Source organism: Streptosporangiales bacterium, from assembly GCA_009379825.1.
Taxonomy (GTDB): Bacteria; Actinomycetota; Actinomycetes; order Streptosporangiales; family WHST01; genus WHST01.
On record WHTA01000014.1, the window covers coordinates 85,593 to 108,428 of the forward strand.

Annotated in this window: 18 protein-coding genes; 4 read left to right on the forward strand and 14 right to left on the reverse strand. The window is 70.4% G+C overall.

What is annotated here, in order from left to right; translation table 11 throughout:
• Position 1 precedes the first annotated feature (1 nt).
• The 5 genes from GEV07_10060 to GEV07_10080 all read right to left on the reverse strand — a co-directional run bounded on the left by GEV07_10060 (position 2) and on the right by GEV07_10080 (position 5,555).
• Complete coding sequence (locus GEV07_10060; GenBank protein MQA03042.1) at positions 2-577, reverse strand: sigma-70 family RNA polymerase sigma factor; 576 nt, start codon at positions 575-577, stop codon at positions 2-4.
• Positions 577-2,097, reverse strand: a complete 1,521-nt coding sequence (locus tag GEV07_10065) for an exopolysaccharide biosynthesis polyprenyl glycosylphosphotransferase (protein MQA03043.1) — start codon at positions 2,095-2,097, stop codon at positions 577-579. Before GEV07_10065 ends, GEV07_10060 begins: the two co-directional genes overlap by 1 nt.
• Before the next feature lie 302 nt (positions 2,098-2,399).
• Positions 2,400-3,314, reverse strand: coding sequence for a glycosyltransferase (locus GEV07_10070; GenBank protein MQA03044.1), 915 nt, complete (start codon positions 3,312-3,314; stop codon positions 2,400-2,402).
• 1 nt (position 3,315) lies between these two features.
• Positions 3,316-4,221 carry a sulfotransferase gene (locus GEV07_10075; protein MQA03045.1) on the reverse strand — a complete coding sequence of 302 codons (906 nt, stop codon included), beginning with the start codon at positions 4,219-4,221 and terminating at the stop codon, positions 3,316-3,318.
• Between the two features lie 29 nt (positions 4,222-4,250).
• On the reverse strand, positions 4,251-5,555 hold the full coding sequence (locus GEV07_10080; protein MQA03046.1) for a hypothetical protein: 1,305 nt from the start codon (positions 5,553-5,555) through the stop codon (positions 4,251-4,253).
• Here GEV07_10080 and GEV07_10085 point away from each other — a divergent pair.
• Together GEV07_10085 and GEV07_10090 are read left to right on the forward strand one after the other, a co-directional pair.
• Positions 5,521-6,444 (forward strand): NAD-dependent epimerase/dehydratase family protein, encoded by a 924-nt coding sequence (locus tag GEV07_10085; GenBank protein ID MQA03047.1) that lies wholly within the window; start codon positions 5,521-5,523, stop codon positions 6,442-6,444. The genes GEV07_10080 and GEV07_10085 overlap by 35 nt on opposite strands.
• Positions 6,445-6,452: 8 nt before the next feature.
• A complete protein-coding gene (locus GEV07_10090; GenBank protein ID MQA03048.1) occupies positions 6,453-7,247 on the forward strand; it encodes a glycosyltransferase in 795 nt (264 codons plus the stop codon).
• Here the strand turns inward: GEV07_10090 and GEV07_10095 are convergent.
• The 7 genes from GEV07_10095 to GEV07_10125 all read right to left on the reverse strand — a co-directional run bounded on the left by GEV07_10095 (position 7,241) and on the right by GEV07_10125 (position 16,466).
• Entirely contained in the window at positions 7,241-8,647 is a 1,407-nt protein-coding gene (locus GEV07_10095) for an exopolysaccharide biosynthesis polyprenyl glycosylphosphotransferase (protein ID MQA03049.1), read from the reverse strand. The genes GEV07_10090 and GEV07_10095 overlap by 7 nt on opposite strands.
• Before the next feature lie 270 nt (positions 8,648-8,917).
• Positions 8,918-9,682 (reverse strand): glycerophosphodiester phosphodiesterase, encoded by a 765-nt coding sequence (locus GEV07_10100; GenBank protein MQA03050.1) that lies wholly within the window; start codon positions 9,680-9,682, stop codon positions 8,918-8,920.
• 9 nt (positions 9,683-9,691) lie between these two features.
• Positions 9,692-11,305: an oligosaccharide flippase family protein gene (locus GEV07_10105; protein ID MQA03051.1), complete on the reverse strand. Its 1,614-nt coding sequence runs from the start codon at positions 11,303-11,305 to the stop codon at positions 9,692-9,694.
• Entirely contained in the window at positions 11,302-12,153 is an 852-nt protein-coding gene (locus GEV07_10110) for a sulfotransferase (GenBank protein ID MQA03052.1), read from the reverse strand. The genes GEV07_10105 and GEV07_10110 overlap by 4 nt, the downstream gene beginning before the upstream one ends.
• A 31-nt stretch (positions 12,154-12,184) precedes the next feature.
• On the reverse strand, positions 12,185-13,396 hold the full coding sequence (locus GEV07_10115; GenBank protein MQA03053.1) for a phosphotransferase: 1,212 nt from the start codon (positions 13,394-13,396) through the stop codon (positions 12,185-12,187).
• On the reverse strand, positions 13,393-14,739 hold the full coding sequence (locus GEV07_10120; GenBank protein MQA03054.1) for a hypothetical protein: 1,347 nt from the start codon (positions 14,737-14,739) through the stop codon (positions 13,393-13,395). The genes GEV07_10115 and GEV07_10120 overlap by 4 nt, the downstream gene beginning before the upstream one ends.
• Before the next feature lie 44 nt (positions 14,740-14,783).
• Positions 14,784-16,466, reverse strand: coding sequence for a hypothetical protein (locus tag GEV07_10125; protein MQA03055.1), 1,683 nt, complete (start codon positions 16,464-16,466; stop codon positions 14,784-14,786).
• Between the two features lie 135 nt (positions 16,467-16,601).
• On the opposite strand from GEV07_10125, the gene GEV07_10130 reads away from it, so the two are divergent.
• Positions 16,602-17,540 carry a hypothetical protein gene (locus GEV07_10130; GenBank protein MQA03056.1) on the forward strand — a complete coding sequence of 313 codons (939 nt, stop codon included), beginning with the start codon at positions 16,602-16,604 and terminating at the stop codon, positions 17,538-17,540.
• Here the strand turns inward: GEV07_10130 and GEV07_10135 are convergent.
• Together GEV07_10135 and cysC are read right to left on the reverse strand one after the other, a co-directional pair.
• The gene (locus GEV07_10135; GenBank protein MQA03057.1) at positions 17,483-18,451 is read right to left on the reverse strand and encodes a TSUP family transporter; all 969 of its coding nucleotides are present in this window, start codon (positions 18,449-18,451) and stop codon (positions 17,483-17,485) included. The two genes, GEV07_10130 and GEV07_10135, sit on opposite strands and share 58 nt — an antisense overlap.
• 8 nt (positions 18,452-18,459) lie before the next feature.
• Positions 18,460-19,992: an adenylyl-sulfate kinase gene (cysC, locus tag GEV07_10140; protein MQA03058.1), complete on the reverse strand. Its 1,533-nt coding sequence runs from the start codon at positions 19,990-19,992 to the stop codon at positions 18,460-18,462.
• Positions 19,993-20,391: 399 nt separating this feature from the next.
• Here cysC and GEV07_10145 point away from each other — a divergent pair, with 399 nt between their 5' ends.
• Positions 20,392-22,368: a hypothetical protein gene (locus tag GEV07_10145; GenBank protein MQA03059.1), complete on the forward strand. Its 1,977-nt coding sequence runs from the start codon at positions 20,392-20,394 to the stop codon at positions 22,366-22,368.
• The last annotated feature ends 468 nt before the right edge of the window (positions 22,369-22,836 follow it).

Genomic DNA, 22,836 nt, shown 5'->3' on the forward strand with positions numbered 1-22,836 from the left:
CTCAGTAGTCGAGCAGCTTGCGCAACTTGGCCAGGGAACGCGCGCGGAGCGGCCCGATGCTGCCGATCGGCATGTCCAGGGTCGCCGAGATCTCCGCGTACGGCACCGGCGGGTCGGCCATGGACAGGTGCAGCAGCTGCTGCCAGCGTTCCGGCAGGCCGGCCATCGCACGGCGCACCGCCTGTGCGCGTTCGTGGCTGAGCAACGACTCGTCGACGGCGGCGCTGCCGTCGGCGATCTCGGTGAAGGAGTCGTCCTCGTAGGTGAGCAGCATCCGCTTCCGCTGCGCGAGCACCCGCAGGCACTCCCGCCTGGCTGTAGTCGCGAGCCAGGGGGCGACGCGCTCCGGGTCGATGCGGTGGATGTGTTCGAACAGCCGCAGCCAGGTCGTCTGTGCCACGTCTGCTGCGTCGCTGTCGCTGATCCTGAAGTCACGGGTGATCGACCAGACCAGCCGCGCGTAACGGTCGACCAGCGTGCGCCACGCCTGGTGGTCGCCGTCCTGTGCCGCCGCGACGAGCGAGGCGGTGTCCGGCTGCCGTACTCGTGGCGTCGAGGTGTCTGTCGTGATGGTCATCAGTACGCCCCCGACCTGCGCAGCACTGCGCCGACGGTGCGGCAGATGATGAGGATGTCGAGCAACAGCGACCACTGCTCGACGTAGCGGATGTCCAGTCGTACCGCCTCGTTCCACTCGAGGTCGGACCGTCCGCTGACCTGCCAGAGTCCGGTGATGCCAGGACGTACGGCGAACCGTCGGTGTACCTCCCACTCGTACTGCTCGACCTCGCGGGGCAGCGGTGGGCGTGGGCCGACCAGCGACATCTCGCCGCGCAGTACGTTGACCAGCTGCGGCAGCTCGTCCAGGGACAGCCGCCGCAGCAACCGACCGACCTTCGTGACCCGCGGATCCGCGCGCATCTTGAACAGGACGCTGCCTGAGTCGCTGGAGGTGAGGAGGTCGTCGAGCATGTCCTCGGCGTCGACGCGCATGCTGCGGAACTTGTACATCTCGAACCGGCCGCCGCGGAGGCCGACCCGTTCCTGGCGGAAGACGACCGGTCCGCCGTCGGTGAGCTTGACGGCGCCGGCGATGGCCAGCATGAGCGGCGCGGCGAGCACCAGCAGCAGTGCCGCGCCCAGCCGGTCGAAGGCCGACTTGAGCACCCAGCGCCACCGGGTGAGCTCGATGTGCTCCACGTGCATGAGCGGTAGGTCGGCGACCGGTCGCACGCTGACCCGTGGGCCCGCTACCTCGAGGAGCACCGGCGCCACCAGCAGGTCGGTGCCCGACTCCTCGAGTCCCCAGGCGAGCCGGCGCATTGCCGGACCGTCGAGCTCGGGGCAGCCGAGCACCACGACGACGTCGGCGCCCGACCTGCTCACCGCGGCGGGCACGTCGTCGAACGCGCCCAGGATGGGGATGCCGCAGTCGGCGATGATGCCGTCCGACGCGGCGAGCCCCGCCGGTGGCAGGCAGGCACCGACGACCCTCAGCCCGTGGTAGTGGTTGTTCTGCAGGGTCCGGTACAGGTTCGCCGTCGCTCGCTGGTAGCCGACGACGATCGTGCGGTGCATGTACTGTCCCCGCCTCGCCCGCCGCCGGTGCAGGTGCTTGCGCCAGGCGTAACGGACCAGCAGCGTGCCCACGGTGAGCGGTGGCACAGTGAGCAGCACCCAGCCGCGGGCGACCTCGAACTTGCCGGCATACGAGATGAGCGCGATGAAGACGAGCAGGGTGCCGCCGGCGACCACGACCCGGCGGAACTCCTCCGTGCCGACGAACAGGAACCGCGGTTCGTACGCACGGACGGCGGCGAGTAGCAGGACCCAGCAGAACGGTAGTAACACAGTAGAGATCAGGTACGGCACGGCGCCGTACTCGGACATGTCACCGAACCGTGCCCAGAACGCCAGCGCGGCGATCACCGCGCCTGCGACCAGGTCGGTGTAGCCGATCCGGCGCTGGTAGTCGTGTTGCCAGCGTTGGACGTTCTGTACGGCTGCGGTGGGTTCTGTGCGTTCGGCGGCAGCTGCTTCCGCTGTGTTGTCGACGACTGACACGCATGGCTCCTCTCGTCCCCTAGAGAGCTCCAAGTAATCGTTCTTTAGCGCTGAGCGATTCCCGGCATGTCGACATCAGCGGTCAATGGGCAGACGATGTCACAACCCGCATTTACAAGAATCGAACCGGGGAAAATTCCGCATTGGTCGAACGGATCGTGACGCGGCTTCTACCAACGAGAACGTGCCTGTGAAACCACTACGGCACGTTGCCGAAACAGCGTTCTCGAAGCAGGACCAGGGGTCCGGGAAGTAGGGACTTTAGGCTCTGGTCGAAATGATCATGCGCGGTGCCAGGAACTGCATGGTGGAAATGAATTTGTTACGCAAGACGGTCAGATGCTGCGGCCGTGCCGGTGCAGGTAGGCGAGCAGGGTGTCGGGGCGGAGCGCGCCGGACGCGACGGCGAGCGCCAGGTAGGCGCGTGCCTCGCCGGGGTTGCGGCGCACCGTGTGGGCGGCCCACCGCAGCGCGTCGCTGCGGTGTCCCTGGGCGGCGCTTGCGAACGCGATCTGGCCGCTGATCCTGGCCGCGCCGGTCCGCGCCCGGTCGAACTCCGGGTACTCCTGCAGGAACCACCGCAACGCTTCGCCCATGGTCTGCCACCGGCGGACGAAGTGCGACGCCCGGTGCCAGCGCACGCACAGGTGCACCGCAGGTACGTTGCGGATCCGGCCCTGCCGAGCCGTACGCAGCAGCAGGTCGTAGTCCTCGCCGAAGCTGCCGGGTACGTCCTCGTTCACCATGCCGAGCCCGAGCAGCTGTTCGCGCCGGAACACGAACGACGACGAGTGCAGCTCGGCGTGGCGGTCGCGGAGCAGGTCGTCGAGCGTCACCCAGTCACCGGCGGACGCGCGGTCGACGCTCCTGTCGTCGTACTCGACGCGCATGCCGCAGGTGACCAGCGCGGTTTCAGGCGCGTCGAGCAGGGCGGGTACCTGGGTACCGAGCTTGTCCGGCAGCCACGCGTCGTCGTCGTCGCAGAACGCGACGAGCTCGCTGCCACAGAGCACGATGCCGGTGTTCCTTGCGCCGGCCAGGCCCGGCTGCCTGGTGTTGGTGAGCACCACGACCGGGCGGTCGCCGTCGCGTGCCAGCGTGAGGTCGGGGTCCGTCCCGTCGTAGACGACCAGGGTCTGCACGTCGCCGCCGTAGTCCTGGGCGCGGATTGCGTCGACGGCGCGGCGGAGCAGCTCCGGCCGGTCCTTCGTGGGTACGACGACCGTGACGGCGGGCAGCTCGGCGGGCATGTCAGGTGTATCCGTACTTCAGGCGCAGCGGGAGGGTGAGCGCGGAGACCAGCCGGGTCGCGGCGGACGAACGCTCGCGCCGCCAAGCTTCGTCGGGAGTGATGGAGACGGCACCGTCGAGGAACCGCATCGGGTTGCCGGACACGGAGTGCGACGCGGCGAGGTGCGCAGTGTGGTCGCTGACCAGACCGGGCGGCGGTTCCGGGCAGTCGAGGAAGCGGCACACCGCGCGCAGTGCGGCCATCGGGTCGTCGACCAGGTCCTCGTAGCGCAGCAGGTGTACCGGGTTGCCGCGGCGGCCGAGCGCCTCGATCAGCCCGTTCTCCAACGTCCACAGCGCGGCGGACCGCAGCGGCGAGTACACCGGCATCACCGACGGCTGCGCGGCCTCCGGGCGTTGCACCGTGCGCTGCCAGGAGTACGCGACCGCTCTGCTGTCCCGCACGCAGTGCACGATCCGCAGGTCGAGCTCGCGCGCGTGGTGCAGACAGAACGCCAGCGAGCCGTGTTTGCTCGAGTCGAGGACGAGGTCGCAGCCGGAGATTTCACTGATCGCCGCGTAGAGCTGCTCGTGCACCCGCAGGTAGTCGATGAGCAGCCGACGCGTGGTGCGCGGCGGTCGGGCGAGCTTGGGCACGTGCCTGGCCCGGTCGACCTGGGAGCGCAGGTAGCCGATCCGCGTGACGTCGACGTGCTGCCAGCCGCCGAAGGCGCGTTCGCCGACCGCCTGCCAGAACGGGCAGTCGTGGAACGCGCGGCCGCAGCCACACCGTTCGTCCGCGACGACACCGCGTTCCCACAGGTGGCAAAGCTCGCCGACGTCGCAAACACCCGGCAGGCTGCCGAGCAGCCGCGCAAGCAACGTCGTGCCGCTGCGGCCGAGGCCGCCGAGATAGCCGACCCGCAGGTCGGTGCGGTGGCGTGCCTGGGCGCTGGTCACCGGGGCTGTTTCACCTCATGGTCCCTGACGTTGAAGTACGGGTCGGACAACCAGGAGTGGAACGCCCTGCGCCCGCTCGCCGAGTTGTCCAGCGCGAACTGTCGAGTGGGCCCGTCGTTCATGTCGCCGTTGAAGTAGAGCACGGCCTTGATCTCGGGGTTGTCCTTGACATAGGTACGCGCGGCGGCGAGCCAACCGGGCCGGTTGCCGCCGCGGTGGGAGAGACCGAACTCGGCGATCATCACGGGCTTGTTCTCGTGGCGTCGGGCGAAACGCATGAACGCCGCCATGACGGTGCCGAACGGCCGCACCTCCATGCCGGTGTACGCGTCCACGGCGATCCAGTCGACGTGCTCGTCGCCGGGGTAGAAGTCCTGCGCGTAGCCCTTGGTGAAGCCCTCAGCGGTCGGTGCCCACACCCAGCCCACGTTGGTCGCACCGACCTCGTCGAATATCCGTTTCGTCCGCTTCCAGGCCGCGACGTAGTCGGCCGCGGAGCCGACCTCGCCGCGCAGGTTCGGTCGGTCCATCTCCCACCGGAAGGCGAGCATGACCGGCTTGCCGAACGCCTTCACTTCCCTCGCCCGTTGCCTGATCAGGTCGTCGTACTCACCCGCGGCGATGCCCGGGCAGTCCGAGCCGGCCCAGCCGGTGAGCAGCTGGCGCCCGGAGTAGACGAAGTACGCGTCCACCTCGTCGGGGAACGGGTCGTGCCACTTGTGGTACGTGTGCACGACGTCGAGCTGACGGCCGGTGTCCTGCTCGAACTCGTCGTACGCGCGGATGCGGCCTGGTGGCGTGTACTCGTCCGGCGTGACGGCGGCGCCGAGCCAGCTTCCCTGCGCAGGCGGCTCGGGGCCGGACACGTCGTAGTGCGTGGGGGTGTGGGTCGGTGGGCTGCTCGTCTTCTGTGCCTGACCGGCACCGGACTGGCAGCCGAGGAGCGCTACGCATCCGGCGATCGCAGTCAGCAGGCATGCGATGTGGCGGGTGCGTGCCATCATTCCCCTCGTCAGAGACGCCGGCACGAGCTTGGCAGCTCCCGGCGTCGCTGTCGGTGACGACCGGTTGGTAGGTGCCCACCTGCACTCCGCTCCGTTACGGCCTGCGTAGCACCCGTGCGTTACGTAGTGGCTCCACCACCGGGGCGGTCGGGCCGCGTTGACAATTCGGTTGACCGAGCAACTTCGTGCACACTGATGTACTCGTCGCCGAGGGTGTCCCGTCGTCGCCCCTTTCATCGATCGACACCTGCGAGGTAACTGAGTGCGTGCCCTGGTCACCGGTGGTGCCGGTTTCATCGGTTCCGCCCTGGTTCGTGACTTGCTGGCCGACGGCGCCGAGGTGCTCGTCGTCGACGACCTCTCGGTAGGGCAGGCGGTGCCGACACCGGGTCCCGGTGTGACGGTGGTGACAGAGGCGGTCGACAGCCCCGCCGCCGGCCGTGCGGTGGCGGAGTTCGAGCCCGACACGGTGTTCCACCTCGCCGCGCTGCACTTCATCCTGTGGTGCGAGCGGCACCCGGAAGCCACCCACCACGCCAACGTCGAAAGCACCAGCCGGCTGCTCGACCTGCTGCGTGTGCAGCGACCGGCGCGCGTGCTGTTCGCGTCCAGCATGGCCGTGTACGGCTTCCGCGACGAGCCGACGACCGAGCAGGCCCCGCGCAGCCCGAGCAACGTCTACGCCACGACGAAGGTGCTGGGGGAGGACCTGATGACGGGCTTCGCCGCCGAGCACCCGGCGTGCACGGTGGCGATGCCGCGCCTGGCCAACGTGTACGGACCCGGTGACCTGAACGACCACCTGATCCCCTCGCTGTGCCATGACCTGGGTGGCGAGATCCGGCTCGGCAACCGGTGGCCGCAACGCGACTACGTGCACGTACTGGACGTGGTGTCCGCCATGCGGCGGCTCGCGGACCTGCCGGCGGGTGTGCACACCTACAACGTCGGCACCGGCGTGGGCACCACGGTGGACGTGATCGTCGACACGTTGACCGAGCTATCCGGCGTACCGCGAAACGTGGTGCCCGACCCGGCGCGGCAGCGCCGTGACGACGGCCACCTGGTCGCCGACTCGACCGCACTGCAGCGTGCGACGTCCTGGCGCCCGCAGGTGGACCTGACCGAAGGGCTGGCCGACGTGCTCCGCAACATCCCCGACCACACACCGACGGGAGTCCGGTGAGCGCACCTCTGCACTCGCACGAACAGGAAGCCGCCGTCGAGCGGCCGACCGTGGACGTGCTCGGCGTGCACGTACACGCGACCACGTTGGCCGAGTTCAGCTCGGACGTGGCCGTGGCGCTGGAACGGCGCAGCCGGCTGACCGTCACGTTCGCCAACCCGAACTACCTGATGGCGGCGTCCGACGACCCGCCGCTGCGCGACCTGGTCAACTCGTTCGACCGGGTGCTTACCGACGGTTGGGGCATCATGCTCGCCGCCAGGATCCTCGGCCGCAGGATCCCCGTGCGGCTTGCCAACGACGACATCGTGCGGCCGCTGTTCGGCCTGCTCGCCGAGCATCGCAGCCGGGTCTTCTTCCTCGGCTCGGCGCCTGGCGTCGCCGACGAGGCCGCGCGGCGGATGAGCGACGCGTTCCCCGGCCTGGTCGTGGCTGGCACCATGCACGGCTTCCTGGACGTCGAGGAGGGCACGCCGGGCACGTACTCGCCCGCGGCGTTCGACCGCATGGTGGCAGCGGTGAACGAGGCCCGTCCGGACTTCCTGATCGTCGGCATCCCCACGCCGAACCAGCAGCGCTTCGTGGTGGACAACCTGCGCCGCCTGGACGTCCCCGTCGTCATGACCGGCGGTAGCTGGATCGACCACCTCGCCGAGCGGCTGCAGTTCTACCCGACGCTCGTGAGCAAGCTGCGCCTGTGCTGGGCGTACCGGTGGATGCGTGAACCGCGCCGGCTCGCGTACCGGTACTCGGTCGAGTTGCTGAAGTTCGGCCGGCGGGTGCTCGCACAGCGCCGTCAGTAGGCTCCCGACCTGCGCAGCACGGCGCCGACGGTGCGGCAGATGATGAGGATGTCGAGCAACAGCGACCACTGCTCGACGTAGCGGATGTCCAGTCGTACCGCCTCGTTCCACTCGAGGTCGGAGCGTCCGCTGACCTGCCAGAGTCCGGTGATGCCAGGACGTACGGCGAACCGCCGGTGCACCTCCCACTCGTACTGCTCGACCTCGCGGGGCAGCGGTGGGCGTGGGCCGACCAGCGACATCTCGCCGCGCAGTACGTTGACCAGCTGCGGCAGCTCGTCCAGGGAGAACCGCCGCAGCAACCGACCGACCTTCGTGACCCGCGGGTCCGCGCGCATCTTGAACAGGACGCTGCCTGAGTCGCTGGAGGTGAGGAGGTCGTCGAGCATGTCCTCGGCATCGATGCGCATGCTGCGGAACTTGTACATCTCGAACCTGTTGCCGCGGTAACCGACCCGCTCCTGACGGAAGAGCACCGGACCGCCGTCGGTGAGCTTGATGGCCAGCGCGACCGCGGTCATCAGCGGTGCGGCGAGCAGCAGCCCCAGCGCCGCGCCGATGCGGTCGAACGTCGACTTGAGCAGGCGGCGCCACTGGGTGAGCTCGGTGTGCTCGACGTGCATCAGCGGGAGGTCGGCGACCGGTCGCACGCTGACCCGCGGGCCGGCCACCTCGAGGAAGATCGGTGCCACCAGCAGTTCGGTGCCGGTCTCCTCGAGCCCCCACGCGAGCTGTCGCATGGCAGGACCGTCGAGCTCCGGGCAGGCGAGCACGACGACGACGTCGGCGCCGGACTCCCTTACGGCCGCTGGTACGTCCCAGAACCCACCGAGCACGGGGATGTCGCAGTCGGTGATGACACCGGTCGTCGTCGCGAGCCTGGCCGGTGGCAGGCACGCGCCGACCACGTCGAGACCGTGGTACGGGTTGAGCTGCAGCGTGCGGTAGAGGTTCGCGGTGGCGCGCTCGTAGCCGACCACGATCGCCCGGTGCATGTACTGCTTGCGCGTCGCGCGTCGCCAGTGCAGGTGCTTCCGCCACGCGTAACGGGCGACCAGTGTCGCCACCGTCACCGGTGGCACGGTCAGCAGCACCCAGCTCCTCGCGACCTCGATCTTGCCCAGGTACGAGATGAACGCGATGCCGACGAGCAGGATCCCGCCGGCGACGGCAGCGCGGCGGAACTCCTCGGTGCCGACGAACAGGAACCGCGGCTCGTAGGCACGTACGACGGCGAGGAGCAGTACCCACCCGAACGGGAAGAGCGCGGAGCCGACCAGGTACGGCACGCTGTAGTCGACCACGTCGAACCGTGCCCAGAACGCGAGACTGCCGACCAGGGCACCGACGAGCAGGTCGGTGCAGGCGATGCGGCGCTGGTACGTGCGCTGCCAGCGCATGACCGAGCGGCTGGCTTCGACGGTACGCGTTCGTGGCTCAGCAGTGCCTGGAGTGTTGTCGACGACCGACATGCACTAACCCCTCTTGCCCCCGATGGGCATCGGTGATCGTTCCAAGCGCTGAGCGAGCCCGGCATGTCGGCTGCAGCGGCAAGTGGCCATGACCTTGCCACGGGAGGGGGAGGCAGAGATCTCTACGCGTGCTCCGTCGAACGGAGCGTCACCACGAATTCACCGAAATGATCTTGCTAGGAACGCAACGTAGTGTGTTTAGGAAGTCGAGCGGTCGCGGAGGACGTCGAGCGACGCAGGGACGTCGTCCACGGTGATGGCGTCGACGCCGGCGGCGACGTAGCGCTCCAACTCCTCGGGCGGCGGGGCCCACACGCCGAGTTCGAGGCCGGCTTTGTGCGCTATGTCGATGACGTCCTCGGGCTGGCGTCTGCCGGGCAGCTTCGGCGGGTCGTAGCTCGCGGTGTGCACCATCAACGCCTGTACGCCGAGGTGCTTGGCGCTCGCCACCGCCATGTCGAACGGGAAGCTCAGCCAGGTGATGTAGCCCAACGGTACGTCCCGTACCTGTTCGCGCACCTGCAGCAACGAGGTCGGGTCGAAGGACGTGACGAGCAGCGGGCGGTTGCCGCGTTCGCGGGCGAGGTACGGGCACAGCAGTGCGGCGGTGGTGTCGTCCGGTGCGACCAGGGCGTCCTCCGCGGACGGCTTCACCTCGATGTCCGCGCCGATCGTGACGGGGATCGTGGCCAGCGCGTTCTCGAGCGTGATGATGCCGAGCTCGGCGAGCTGGGCGGCCGTGTGCTCGACGACCAGCGTGCCGTCGTCGGCCGCCGGGTCGTGCAGCACCACCAGCTGGTCGTCGGACGTGCGGCGCACGTCGAACTCGATCCAGTCGACGCCGGCTTCTGCGGCTGCGTGCAACGACGCCACGGTGTTCTCCTGCGGGCGCCCTTCGGCGTTTTTGCCGAAGCCGCGGTGCCCGATGACGGCCGGTGGGTCGCTGAAGAGGCGGTCGTCCATATAACCACCCTATTGGGTCTTTTCACGCACCAGACTCTGGGCAAGGACGTCCAGGTGCAGTGTGCGCCTGAACAGCCAGAGACAGCACGGGTATCCCACCAGCGCGATCGCCGCCGTCAGCGCAGCCATGGTCGGTGCGGGGCCGGTGAGAAGTGTCACGCCGAGCGGTAGCAGCCCGAACCAGCCCGCGGCCAGTGCGGCGGCCGTGCCGCTGCCGCGGTCGAACGGATGCAGCCCGAGCGTGCGCCAGATCTGCGCCAGCGGCAGGACGTTCTTCACCACGATGGCGACCGCCCAGGCAACGGCCGCGCCGACGATCCCGTACGCGGGGATCAGCAGGACGTTCAAGGTGACGTTGACGACCACGGCCACGGTGACGTTGGCCAGGTTCCACGTGGTGCGGCCGGCCATGTTGAGCATCACGTCGACCATGCCGCACGCGGTGGCGGCGAGCATCGCCAGGCAGAGGATCACGACGACGTGCTGCCCGGCCACGTAGTCGCGGCCGAACAGCAACAGGATCTGCGACGCGAAGCCGGCGACCAGCAGGTAGAACGGCCACGCGAGCAGCACCAGCCACGCCGTCGACGAGCGGTACACGCGGTTGGCGCCGGCCGGGTCCTCGGTAGCCAACAGCCCGGCGATCCGTGGCTGTACGGCCATCGAGATGGCCTGGTTCGCGAGCTGCCCGACGACCAGGAGGCGGGTGGCCGCGGCGTAGACCGCCGCGTCCACCGGTCCGCGCAACCCCGCCACGATGAGGATGTCCAGCCGCTGCAGCGCGAGCTGCCCCACGCTCGCGAGGGCGCGTGGCAGCGCGAAGCTCCAGTACTCCCTGGCCACCGAGGCGGTGGGTTCGTCCCTCGTCGCGTGGTTGCGGCGCATGCGGTACAGCCACCAGCACGCGACGGCCGCCGCGGGCAGGTACGGCAGCGCCCAGCCGGCCGCCAGCGCGTAGCCGCCTGCGCCGGCGAGTGCCGTGACCGCGGCGATCTGGGTGACCGGTCGGCCGAGCTTCTCCACCAACGTGGTCGGCCGCATGGTGCCGTAGCCACGTGTCGCCGCCAGGCAGAGGTTGGCGAGTACGGCCAGCGGGAGGAACACCGCCACCTGCCGCAGGTAGCCAACGGCCAGCGCATGCTGGTCGGCCGCGAGCATGTCCGCGAGCGGTGACGCGAGCAGCGCCAGCGCCACTGCGGCCGCGGCGCTGACCGCTGTTGCAGGGCGGATCGCGGCGGCGAGGTAGCTGCGCGCCAGGGCAGGACGCTGCAGCGCCCGGACGCGGGCGAGGAAGTAGACCAGCCCGGTGTCCGAACCCAGCTGCCCGACGGCGACCAGCAGGATGAACAGCGACGTCACGGTGAAGAAGACGCCGGCGGTGGACTGTGGCACCAGGCGGGTGACCACCACGGTGAGCGCGAGCCCGGCGAGACCGGTGACCGCCGCACCCACCAGGTTGAGCGCGCCGCCCCTGGCGACGACGCGCAGCTCGGTGCGTTCGGTCAGCGTTGCCACGCGACCGCCTCCTCGCTTACTCCGGCGGGTGCCGCGGAGGGGTTGGCTGCTGGGGGCGGCCGCGTCGCGGCCCCCGCCTCCGGTGCGCTCGTCGGCTCCTTCGCTCATCGCAGCCAGCTCGGCTGCCAGCCCAACCACGTCGCCAGCTGCTCGTCGTGCGGGGCGAAGTAGGCACGCAGCCGTTCGGCCGTCGCGGCGTCCAGGTCGGTGCGCGGCCGCGCGTTGTGCTGCTCGTGGTGGACCGCGGGCCAGTCAGGGAGGCCGAGGAACGCCACCACCTCGCGGTACGTCGCTGCCGGATCGGTGAAGAAGTCGCCGGAGTCGACGACGTGCACGCGGCCGCTGCCGACCGCAGCGGTTAGGTTGGCGAGCTGCTCGGCGTACCGGCCGCGCGCGAGGTAGGCGTTGTGCCGGTGCGCGTGGCTGATGTAGCCGGCATCCGCGTGGATCCGCGTCTCCTCACCGGCCAACCGCTCCTCCTCGAGCGCGAGCGCGTCGGCGAACTCCGCCGTCTCGAAGCCGCGCGCCCGTTCGTGCGTGTACGCGGAATAGGCGCGTGCGATCGGATCGCGCAGCATCACGACGACCCGTACGCCCGGCAGGTCGCGCGCGAACCGCGTCGCCGCCAGCGGGTGGAACATGTAGTACGGGCTGGACTCGATGGCGATCGGCGGCACGCCGACGCGTTGTGCGAGCCGACGTACGGAGGCGCGCAGCGGGAAGTGCCCCTGGTACCAGTCGCCGCCCTGCGGGTAGCTGACGTCGAAGTAGTGCACGCCCTTCTTGTGCAACGGCCCGAGGATCGCGGGGTGTTGCAGCAGCGTCCTGTGCAGCGACGTGGTGCCGGCCCGCTGCGCGCCCACGATGAGCGCAGACGGGAGGATTCGCGCGCTACTGGTGAACTTGCCCGCCGTACGCACCACCGTGCTCACCGGACGGCGTACGGCCGGTGGCAGGTCGTTGAAGAACCGCGGCACTCAGCTCACCTCATAGCCCGGCGAGGAACTCGAGCAGCTCGGGGAGGACGTCGTGCAGCTCGCCCATCTCGTCCTGCCTGTCCGCGACGTACCTGGTGGCGATCTCGACGAGGTACAGCTTGATGACCAGCGTGGCTTCGTCGCGGTCGAGGGCCATCGGTGCCAGTAGGTTGGGTGACCGGTCGATCAGGCCGGTCAGGTACGCGGACACGTCGTCGTGCCGCGCCAGGATGTCGTGCTGCACGTAGTAGTGCGCGAGGTCGTAGCCGACGGGGACGCCGGCGCCGTAACGTTCCCAGTCCCACACCAGCACCTTGTCGTGCAACACCGCGAGGTTCGCCCTGGTGAAGTCGCCGTGCCACGCGCCGAAGCGCAACGTGCCGTCGCCGGCGGCGTCGAGCGCGGCGTCGAGTGCCTGCCGCAGCTGTTGTGCGGCGGGCTGGCGCAGCCGACCGATCCTGACCCGCAACGCCGCGACGTAGCGGCTCTCCCGCGCGACGGTCTCTGCGGTTGTCGCGGTAGCGGCGATCTCGCTCGCCACGCCCGCGAGCCTTGCCGGTGCTGCCGGCGCCCGTGGCGCATCGACGGGGAGCGCCGTCACCGTCAGCACCAGCAGGCCACGCCAGCTGCGGAAGTCGAGGACCCTGGGGACGGCGAACGTCGTCGTGCGCTGCCGACCGAGCATGCGCAGGTTGCGTTCCTCGGCGGCCACCAGCGACCTGGTGAGGTCGCCGGTGCCGATCTTCGCGACCGCACGCAGCTGCCCATGTGTGGTGAGCGCCTGCACGACCGGCTTCCGGTTCGCGCGCGGTCTGGTGAGATGCAGGCCGACGAGCGCCTGCTCGCCGAGTACGTCGCAGAGCAGCGTCTCGACGGTGTCCAGCTCGGCGCTCGGTTCGTCAAGCGGCAGTTCGATGCGCAACCGGCTGCGGAACAGTGCCTGCGCGACACCGGTCGAGGTCGCGAGCGACATCGCGTGGGCGCGGGCCTTGCGTCCCAGCGAGCGCGGCTCGGCGTACCTGAGCGCCACCGCTGCCGCTGCGCGGCGCGCGCGCAGCGGCAGCAGCAGGCGTGCGTCGGCCAGGCTCGGCAACACGAGGAACTCGCTCACCACGCGGTTCCCGTTGCGCGGCCCGGTGTTGACGACGGCCGGCGGTGGCCACAGCAGCTGCGCGGTCTCCGCCAGGTAGCGGGCGCGTGCCGTCTGGTCGTGCTCCGTCACGACGACACCACCTCTCCCGCAGGTTGCGCGTTGCGCCACAGCAGGCCCATGGCGACGAAGCTCAGCGTGAGCGGCATGCCGATCGCCCCGTAGAACGGCAGGTAGACGAACGAGAGCACGAGTACGGTCGACGCGGCCACGCCGATCGGAGTGTAGTCGCGCCGGTGCCGCCACAGGTTGTAACCGAAGAAGCCGAGGTACAGGGCGGCGCCGACGAACCCGTGCGCGAAGAGCAGCAGCCAGATGTGGCCGGCGCCGCCGGTGGACGAGTTGCCGCACTTCGGGCAGGAAGCGCTCTTGCCGATGGCGATCGACTGGCGGCTGCCGGCCATGTTGCGGGTGCTGCCGTACCCGATGACCGGCGAGTGCAGGGCGCCGACGACCGCGACCTTGTCCTGCGCGAACCTGCCCTGGTCGCTGTGCGGGTTGTTCAGCCGCTCGACCACCACGCCCTGCAGTGGCGTGGCGACGATCACCGCGCCACCGACCACGACCGCCGTGACGATGCCGGCGAGCACACGGACGTTGCCGCGCAACGCCATCCGCGCCGCGACGTAGACCAGCGCGACCAGCAGGCCGATCCATACGCCGCGGTTCACCGAGTAGATGACGGGGATCGCGGCCACGGCGACGCCCACGGCGGCGAACACCTTGTGCCCGGTCGTCCGGCGTGCCCACTGCCAGGCGACGAACCACACGAGCAGCACCGAGGTGACGTTGCCCCAGGCGTTCGTGTAAGGGAACGGCGCGGCCGGCCGTGCGGACAGGTCGCCGAGCACCGCCATGTTCTGCGCGAGCTGTGGATGCACGAGCCCGCTGACGAACCCGTTGTTGCGCAGCGACTCCGGCAGCAGCAGCTCGAACGGGGACGCGAACTCGCCCTGTGGCCACAGCAACGCGACGCATCCGAGCAGCACCACCTGCAGGAAGAAGACGCCGAGCAGCGCCACCACCCGGCGCTTGGGCAGCTCCTCTTCGGTGAGGTTGCCGAGGTAGAGGATGACGACCGTGACGGCGACGTAGTTCACCATGCGGTAACCGGCCGCCATGGTCCTGGTGGCGACGTCGCCGGAGAGCGTGTCCGGGGCCTCCAGGTTCAGGGCCGCGACGCTGATCGCCACCCAGCAGAGGAACAGCAGCCACAGCGCGAACCCGCGGGGGACCCGCACCGGACGGCGCCGCCAGATGCCGACGGCCATCGGGAGGGCGAGCAGCGGCAGGATGAACTCGCCGAGCCCGAGCGCCCACCAGACGGGGAAGAGACCGAGCAGCGCGTAGAGCGGCCACCCGGCGGGCAGCGGCAGGTACCGCACGGTCGGCAGCCGGTCGGGGCGCACGGTCATCCGCCCCCGTGCTCCGGTGGCGAGTCGATGCTGTGCGGTGGCTGTCACCCGCTCCGTCCCGCGTCGCGCATCACCGGCTGCTGTTCGGGCTCGTCGACGGCCGGCTGTTGGGGCTGCGTGGGCGGCTGGGCCGCTCGCCGCTGGGCGCGGTGCTGGCTCGGGGGCGCAGCCACCGGGTGGGTGGACGAGTGCGGGTAGCGCTCCGGCGGCACGCTGTGGTCGTCGTTCTTCTTGTGCCGCGGCAGTACGACCAACCCGAGCACCTCGCAGCCGACCAGCTCCATCTGGTTCACCGCGTCGAGCGCGTCCTCGCGCAGGGTGTGCAGCCGCTGCACGGCCAGCACCGCGACGTCGCTGTGCTGTGCCCACGCCTGGGCGTCGGCGGTGACCGTGGTGGTCGGTGCCTCGATCACCACGTGGTCGTAGCGGTTCGCCAGCAGCCCGACGAGCATGCTGAGCCGGTCGTTGGGCAGGTCGCCGGCGTCGCCCGTACGCAGGCCGGGGGCGAGCAGGTGGATCCGCGCGTTGCCCGGCGCGACCTGTGTCACCGTGTCGACCGGCCGGCTCTCCAACAACACCTCGGCGAGGCCGGGGGCGTTGCGCAGCCCGAGCATCCGGGTGCCCGCCTCGCTGCCGAAGTCGGCGCAGACGTGGATGACCTGCTTGCCGGAACGGGCGAGGCTGGCCGTCAGGTTCGCCGCGAGCAGCTGCGTCGCCGGGCCGATCGACGCGCTGGTGACCAGCACCGTCCTGCGTGCCCCGGCGCCGCCGGTGATGACGTGCTGCAGCTGCCGTATCTCTTGCGCGGCACCGCTCTTCGACGGCAGCAGGTTGGTCCACACCGAGGTGCCCTCGGGCAGCTCGATGTCGGCGAGCACCGGCAGGTCGAGCAGCGACGTGACGTCCCTCGCGTCCCTGATCCTGTGGTCGTTCTTGTCGCGCAGCACCGCGAGGAACAGCCCGGCGAGCAGGCCGAGTGCGGCACCGCTGACGAGGAACAGAATCGGGACCGGCTGGCTGGGTTCGGTGGGCGGCGCGGCGTCGGTGATGACCCTGCCGGGGTCGACCGACGGGTCCTGCAGCGGCGTGAGCTTCTCACCGAGGTCGGAGATCTGCGAGGTGAGCGACCGCTTTTCCGCGCCGGCGAGGTCGCGCTCCGTCCCCTCGGGCAGCGTGGCGATGTCCTCGTTGAGACGCTTCAGCTTCTTCTGCAGCCGACCGCGCTGTCGGTCAAGTGACTCGGCCCGCTGGTCGGCCTGTCGCTCGGCCGTGGCCTTCCGGTTCGTCAGGTACGACTTCGCGAAGGCGCGGGCGCCACGGGCGGCCTTGGCCGGCGTGTTGTCCGAGTAGGTGATCGAAAGCACCGCGGAGTTGGGCGGCACGGTGATCTCGACCCGTTCGGCCAGGTCGGCGCCGGTCTCCCTGGAGTGCATCAGCTCCCCGGCGGGGTTCGACACGCTGGCGGACGTGACCAGCTGGGCCTCGGTGTCCAGGTTGATGGCGTCCTGGGTGCGGCCACCGGCGACGTTGCCCGTTGTGCCCGGTACGCCGGTCGGCAACACCAGCACGTTCGTGGTCGCTTCGTAGGTGGGCGGCACTACCCGCATGGTGACGAAACCGACAACGGCGCCGAGGAGCAGACCGGCCGCCACGATCCGCCAGCGTCGTCTGAGCAGCAAGCCATAGTCTGCGAGGTGATCCGGTCCGGTGTCGTCGGGCTTACTCATCTGCCGGTGCCCCCCCCCGAAGGTCGTCGAGCAGGTGTCGAGCGCGTTGCGTGACGGCGAACTCTCGACGGTAAGACCGTACGGGTGATCGCACCCCCGTGTGGAACACAGCGGCCGAAGCGCCACCCAGGCGTTATGTGCGCTCACGTTACGTACCGCTCACACACCATTTGTCCAGCACAGCGTGCAGCACCGCGTCACACTGGGCCGCGGCAGGAAGGGGAGCGGATGGGTGCGCACGGCCAGCGGGGGCCGGCTCAGCGACTGGGGCGCAGCCTCGTCGACACGCACGAGTTCGTGTTCGTCGGTGGTCTGCACCGCAGCGGAACGTCACCATTCGCGGCAACCCTGGCACGTCATCCCGAGGTATCCGGCTTGTCCAGTACGGGCGTGAAGGAGGACGAGGGCCAGCACCTGCAGGACGTCCTACCCGCCGCCCGGGTGCACGGCGGCGCCGGCCGGTTCGCGCTCGATCCCGGTGCCCACCTGACCGAGGACTCCCCGCTGGCCACCGAGGCCAACGCCGAGCGGATGGCCGTGCAGTGGGCGCCGTACTGGGACCTGGCGCGACCCTTCCTGATGGAGAAGTCGCCACCGACGATCGTGCGGACCCGGCTGCTGCAGGCGCTCTTCCCCCGCGCACGGTTCGTCATCATGGTGCGCCACCCGGTCGTCGTCACGCTCTCCACCAGGAAGTGGCGCAAGACGGCGTCGTTGGCGAGCCTGTTCGACAACTGGTTCGCGGCACACCAGACGCTGTTCGGCGACCTCGGCAGGCTCACCGACGTACAGGTGCTGAAGTACGAGCACCTGGTGCAGGCGCCGCGACCGACGCTGGCCGGGCTGGCCGACTGGCTCGGGCTGCACGGCGAGGTGCCTGCCGTGGGCATCCACGCGGACGCGAGCGCCGGCTACGAGGAGCTGTGGCAGCGGTGGGCGGGCAGCCGCGTGCCGTGGCGGCGGGCCGAGTACGCACGGCTCGTCGAGCGGTACGAGACGCGCGCGAACGCCTTCGGCTACTCGCTGACCGACTTGGCCGCCTGCGAGGCGTTCCCCTCGCCGACGGAGGTCTGACCGTCGTCGTCGCGCTGAGCGCGGGCGCGTTCCTTGCGCGCGGTGGCCGGCATGCCGTGGCTGCGCCTGACGAGCATCCAGCCGACGGTCGTGCCGAGCGCGGCCGCGACCGTGCCGGCCACGACGACCAGGTTCGGCGCACCGAGCATCTTCAGGCCGGACGCCGCCAGCACGAGGATCAGCAGCCGGCGGACGATGCCGCCTGGCAGTCGGCTCGAGCCGAGCGCGCCGAGCAGCACGCCGGGGATCGCGCCGAGGAGCACCGACGCGGTGACCGTGAACTGGAAGTCGCCGAACATGACGTGCCCGACGGCGGCGGCGATCACCAGCGGCACCGCCTGCACCAGGTCGGTGCCGACGAGCTGGTTCGCGCGCAGCGCCGGGTAGAGCGCGAGCAACGCGACGATGATGAGCGATCCCGAGCCCACCGACGTCATCCCGACGACCAGCCCGCCGATCACGCCGACGATGACGGTCGCGAGCGGCCGTACGGCGATGCTCTTCGGCACCTTGCTGCCGGTGCCGTCGCCGCACCTGCGTTCGCGCAGTGACGTGTACGCCTTCGCGCCGATCCCCGTGGCCGCGAGCAGCAGCGCGACGCCGAGCGCGATCTGCACGCCACGCTCCACCGCCTCGCCGTGGCCGAACAGCTTGATGAGCAGCGCGCCGGCGAACGCGGCGGGCACCGAGCCGATGCACAGCCACTTGACCAGGCCCAGGTGCACCGTCTTCCTGCGCAGGTGCACGAAGCCGCCGAACGGCTTCATGAACACCGACGCCACCAGGTCGCTGGAGACCGCAGCCAGCGGCTGCACGCCGAAGAACAGCACCAGCATCGGCGTCATCAGGGCGCCGCCGCCCATCCCCGTGAGCCCGACGACGGTGCCGACGACGAAGCTGCCGAGCGTCATCGCCAGGTTCATGGCAGTGTCACCGTCGCCTGGGACGTGTCCTGCAGCCAGCCGTGCTTCGTGAGGTAGTCGAGGATCCGCTGTACGGACTCCTCGACGGGCAGCTCGCCGGTGTCGAGCGTGAGCTCCGCGTCGGTCGGCATCTCGTACGGGTCGCTTACCCCGGTGAACTCCTGGATCTCACCCGCACGCGCCTTCGCGTACAGGCCCTTGCGGTCGCGCGCTTCGCAGACCTCGAGGCTGGTCGCCACGTGCACGAGCACGAAGCCGCTGCCGTGCTCGGTGACCATCCGGCGCACCTCGGCGCGGGTGCTCCGGTACGGCGCGATGGGAGCGCAGATGGCCAGCCCGCCGTGCCGGCCGACCTCGGCGGCCACGTAGCCGATGCGCAGCACGTTGCGGTCGCGGTCGGCGCGGGAGAAACCGAGCCCGGCCGACAGCATCCGCCTGACGATGTCGCCGTCGAGCAACGTGACCGTGCGGTCTGCGCGCTCGGCGAGCGCGTCGTGCAGGGCGCCCGCGATGGTCGACTTGCCGGCGCCGGAGAGGCCGGTGAGGAACACCGTGCAGCCGCGTTCGGGCAGCGGCGGGCGCACGTGCCGCAGCTCGGCGGCGACGGCGGCGGGGGAGAACCAGGACGGCAGCGGGTCGCCTGCGGCGAGCAGCTGCTCGACCTCGGCCGGGGGCAGGCTCGGCAGCCGGCCGTCGGCCGCGACGTCGTCGGCGGGCAGCCAGTAGCCGCTGTTCGAGTCGTACGCGACGGCGGGCAGCGCGGCGAGCGCGACGGCGGCGTGCGCGGTCAGGTGCGTGTCGTCGCGGTCGTGCAGCAGTGCGGTCGCGCCGTACTGCGCGGCCACGGCGGCGGTGAGCAGCAGGTCGTCGTCGGCGTCGCTGCGCCGGTCCAGCCGTACGGCCACCACCGTGGCGTCCGCCAGCTCCGCGGCGGCCGCGAGCGCGAGACGTACGAGCGACTCCGCTGGCAGCTCCCGGCCACCGGCCGTCGGCACGAGGAGCAGCAGGTGCCCACCGTTCGCGGCGAGCTTCGCCGCGGCGATCGTGTCGTAGTGCAGCGGCCGGTCGACGAGTACGGCGTAGACGTCGCCTGCGGGCAGCTCCGCGCGGACCTCGGCGGGGGTGCGGTGCAGGCGGCGGAACACGCCGGCCGCCGGCGGCCGCAGCGGCTGCACCGGGCCGGCCAGCCGGCTGACGCCGTCGTCCTGCCAGCTCTCCTCGACCTGCAGCTGGGCGACGGGAGTGCCCTCGGGGTCCTCGAGCACGAGGGCGCCGCCCGTGGTCACGTTCGCGGCGACCTCGTCAGGGACGTCGAGGGTGATCGGCACCGGCCACGGGGTGCCGTCGGCGAGCGTGCGGCCGCTGCGTACGGCGGCGACGTCGGCACTGCCGAGGAAGCCGCGCAGCGGCGCGAACGCGCCGGCCAGGAGCAGTTCGGTGTCGGCGAGCGCTCCCGCACCGAGGGCGTACGACGGTGTGCCGCGCGTCACCTCGGACAGGTCCACGCTGCTACTCGAGTTGTTCGACATCTCCTACCCGGCAAATCGACATTTCCTACCTGACAAGTCGCCTTCGACACTGTGCAGTGTGCCACTGCGCGCCGGAGGGGTGACGACCGGCCTCGCGCACGAGGGCCGCCACGGCGCGGACCCGTGGCAGACGGCCGCGACGCCACCACTGTACGTGGCCCCTCGGGGCGCGCCGCCCGGCGGGAGCTGGCAGGGACATACGAGATGCGTGAGCATCGGCGTGACGCTGAGTGAACGGCGCGGAAGGGTGCCGTTTCCTGCTTGCTATCCGTGATCTTGAACTACCGGTTGTCGCTCGGGCTGCGTGCGTGCCCGCCGTCTTCCCTAGAGTTTCCGCGCTCGTTGGGGCGTCCGCATCGTGATCCGTAGGGGAGTTCTGTGCGTCCGGTTTGGCTACGCATGTCCGCGTTGCTGTCTTCAAGTGTCCTGATCGGTGCGGGTTTGGTGGCCGTCGCGCCTGCCGCGTCGGCGTCGCCCGCCACCCAGCTGGTGAATGAGCAGCCGAGCTCGGACACCCCGAACATCAAGGACGGCACGACGTACGACATCACCGAGGTCGGTGACAAGGTCGTCGTCGGCGGCAGCTTCACCGAGGCGGCCAGCCGCGGCAGCAGCCAGCGGCAGCCGAGGAACATGTTGCTGGCGTTCGACCCTGACACCGGCAAGCTCGACCCGGACTTCACACCTGACGTGGACGGGAAGGCCGTACGAGCCGTCCTGCCCGGGCCGACCGACGACACCGTCTTCGTCGCCGGCACCTTCACGTCCATCAACGGGACGGCAAGGCGACACCTCGCCCTGCTCGACACCGACACCGGCGAGGTCGTGCCCGGGTTCGACCCGCCGTCCATCAGCCACACCGTGAAGACGTTGCGCAAGGCGAACGGCCACCTGCTCGCCGGCGGCAACTTCCGCACGGTGGGCGGCACCAACCGGCACGGGCTCGCGTCGTTCGACCCCGAGAGCGGCGCGCTCGACGACTACCTCGCCGTCGCGCTCGACGGCCATCACAACTGGAGCGAGGGCTCACCCGGGGCCAAGGGGTCGGTGGGCGCCAAGGCCATCGACGTGCAGCCGAACGGCGACTCGCTCGCCGTCATCGGGAACTTCACCAGCGCCGACGGGCAGGCGCGCGACCAGATCGCCCGTATCGACCTCGGCGCCACGGCGGCGACCGTGGACGAGGACTGGTCGACGTCGGCGTTCGAGACCTCGTGCAATGCGAACAGCTTCGATAGCTACGTACGCGACGTCGACCACTCGCCCGACGGTTCGTACCTCGTCGTCGCCACCACCGGTGGCTGGGGCGGTGAGGGCGAGATCTGCGACACCGCGACCAGGTTCGAGACGGACGCCACCGGCGACGTCGCCCCGACCTGGGTCGAGTACACCGGCGCAGACACGCTGCGGTCCGTCGCGGTCAGCGCGAGGTCCGTCTACGTCGGCGGCCATCAGCGGTGGCAGAACAACAGCCCGGACGCCCGCGGCGTCGCGGGTCCAGGTGCGGTGCCGCGCCCGGGGATCGCCGCGCTCGACCCGCGTAACGGCGTACCGCTCGAGTGGAACGGCGCCAGGCACCCGCGTGGAGTGGGCGCCGACGTGCTCCGGCTGACCGACTCGGGGCTCTACGTCGGCCAGGACACGAACTACACGGGGAACAGGGAGCACTACCGTGGCAGGGTCGCGTTCTTCCCGTTCGCAGGCGGCGCCACGGTGGCGGACGAGAACACCGGCTCGCTGCCCGGCGACGTCTACCTGGCCGGGGCGGACGGCGAGCCGATCGCGCGGCACGTCGACGGCACCACCGTTGGCGACGACCAGCCGGTCGACGGCGGCGGGACGTGGGCGGACGTCCGCGGTGCGTTCATGGTGAACGACACGCTGTACTACGGCTACCGCGACGACCTGCTGCGCAAGCGGACGTTCGACGGCGACAGCTTCGGCGAGGCCAAGACCGTCGACCCGTACAGCGACCCGAAGTGGTCCGACGTACAGACCGGCTCGGGGCAGACGTACCGCGGCACACCGCCGGGGTTCTACGGCGAGCTGTCCGCCGTGACGGGGATGCTCTACACCGACGGCCGGCTCTACTACACGACGTCCGGCAGCTCGCGGCTGTACTGGCGGTCGTTCAACCCGCGCAGCGGCGTTGTGAACGGCACCGCCCACGTCGCGTCCGAGATGGACCGGTGGAGCATCGCCGGCGGCATGTTCCTCGACGGCGACACCCTCTACGTCACCAACCGCGACAACGGCAACCTTTACAAGACGACGTGGTCCGACGGCCGCCCGGAAGGCACCCTGACCACAGTCAGCGGCCCCGCCGTCGACGGCAAGAGCTGGGCCACAGGAACCACGTTCCTGCTGGGGAACTAGACCGCCCCGGCGGTCCGCCATTGGTGGGCGGGCCGGCCGAGCAGCCGTGGCCCAGCCATGCCACCGGGAACGGCTGGTCGGGGACGGCAGGCTAGAGCGGCCAAGCAACCGCTCCGGTCAGGCCACTGGCACTGCGCGCGTGGCTGGGTGACCAGGCAACAGGGCCCCGGCCAGGCAGCCCGGTCCCGGTGGACCAGGCAGCCCGGTCCGGCCGAGCAACGGGCGGCCATGGCCCAGCCCGGGGTAGGCCGGGCGAGCGAGGTGCCCTGTCAGACCATCGGCGCGGGCGCCTGTCAGACCACAGGGTGACTGTGCTCGTCCGGCCACCGGGCGCGGGCGCCTGTCAGACCACAGGGTGACTGTGCTCGTCCGGCCACCGGGCGGGCGCCTGTCAGACCACAGGGTGACTGTGCTCGTCCGGCCACCGGGCGGGCGCCTGTCAGACCACAGGGTGACTGTGCTCGTCCG

Coding starts and splice junctions, on each gene's coding strand:
- cysC (MQA03058.1), bottom strand. CDS start 19,992: ATGTCGAACAACTCGAGTAGCAGCGTGGACCTGTCCGAGGTGACGCGC.
- GEV07_10130 (MQA03056.1), top strand. CDS start 16,602: ATGTGCGCTCACGTTACGTACCGCTCACACACCATTTGTCCAGCACAG.
- GEV07_10100 (MQA03050.1), bottom strand. CDS start 9,682: ATGGACGACCGCCTCTTCAGCGACCCACCGGCCGTCATCGGGCACCGC.
- GEV07_10120 (MQA03054.1), bottom strand. CDS start 14,739: ATGACCGTGCGCCCCGACCGGCTGCCGACCGTGCGGTACCTGCCGCTG.
- GEV07_10145 (MQA03059.1), top strand. CDS start 20,392: ATGTCCGCGTTGCTGTCTTCAAGTGTCCTGATCGGTGCGGGTTTGGTG.
- GEV07_10080 (MQA03046.1), bottom strand. CDS start 5,555: ATGAAACCGGCACCACCGGTGACCAGGGCACGCACTCAGTTACCTCGC.
- GEV07_10060 (MQA03042.1), bottom strand. CDS start 577: ATGACCATCACGACAGACACCTCGACGCCACGAGTACGGCAGCCGGAC.
- GEV07_10135 (MQA03057.1), bottom strand. CDS start 18,451: ATGACGCTCGGCAGCTTCGTCGTCGGCACCGTCGTCGGGCTCACGGGG.
- GEV07_10125 (MQA03055.1), bottom strand. CDS start 16,466: ATGAGTAAGCCCGACGACACCGGACCGGATCACCTCGCAGACTATGGC.
- GEV07_10105 (MQA03051.1), bottom strand. CDS start 11,305: ATGAGCGAAGGAGCCGACGAGCGCACCGGAGGCGGGGGCCGCGACGCG.
- GEV07_10070 (MQA03044.1), bottom strand. CDS start 3,314: ATGCCCGCCGAGCTGCCCGCCGTCACGGTCGTCGTACCCACGAAGGAC.
- GEV07_10095 (MQA03049.1), bottom strand. CDS start 8,647: ATGCGCTGGCAGCGCACGTACCAGCGCCGCATCGCCTGCACCGACCTG.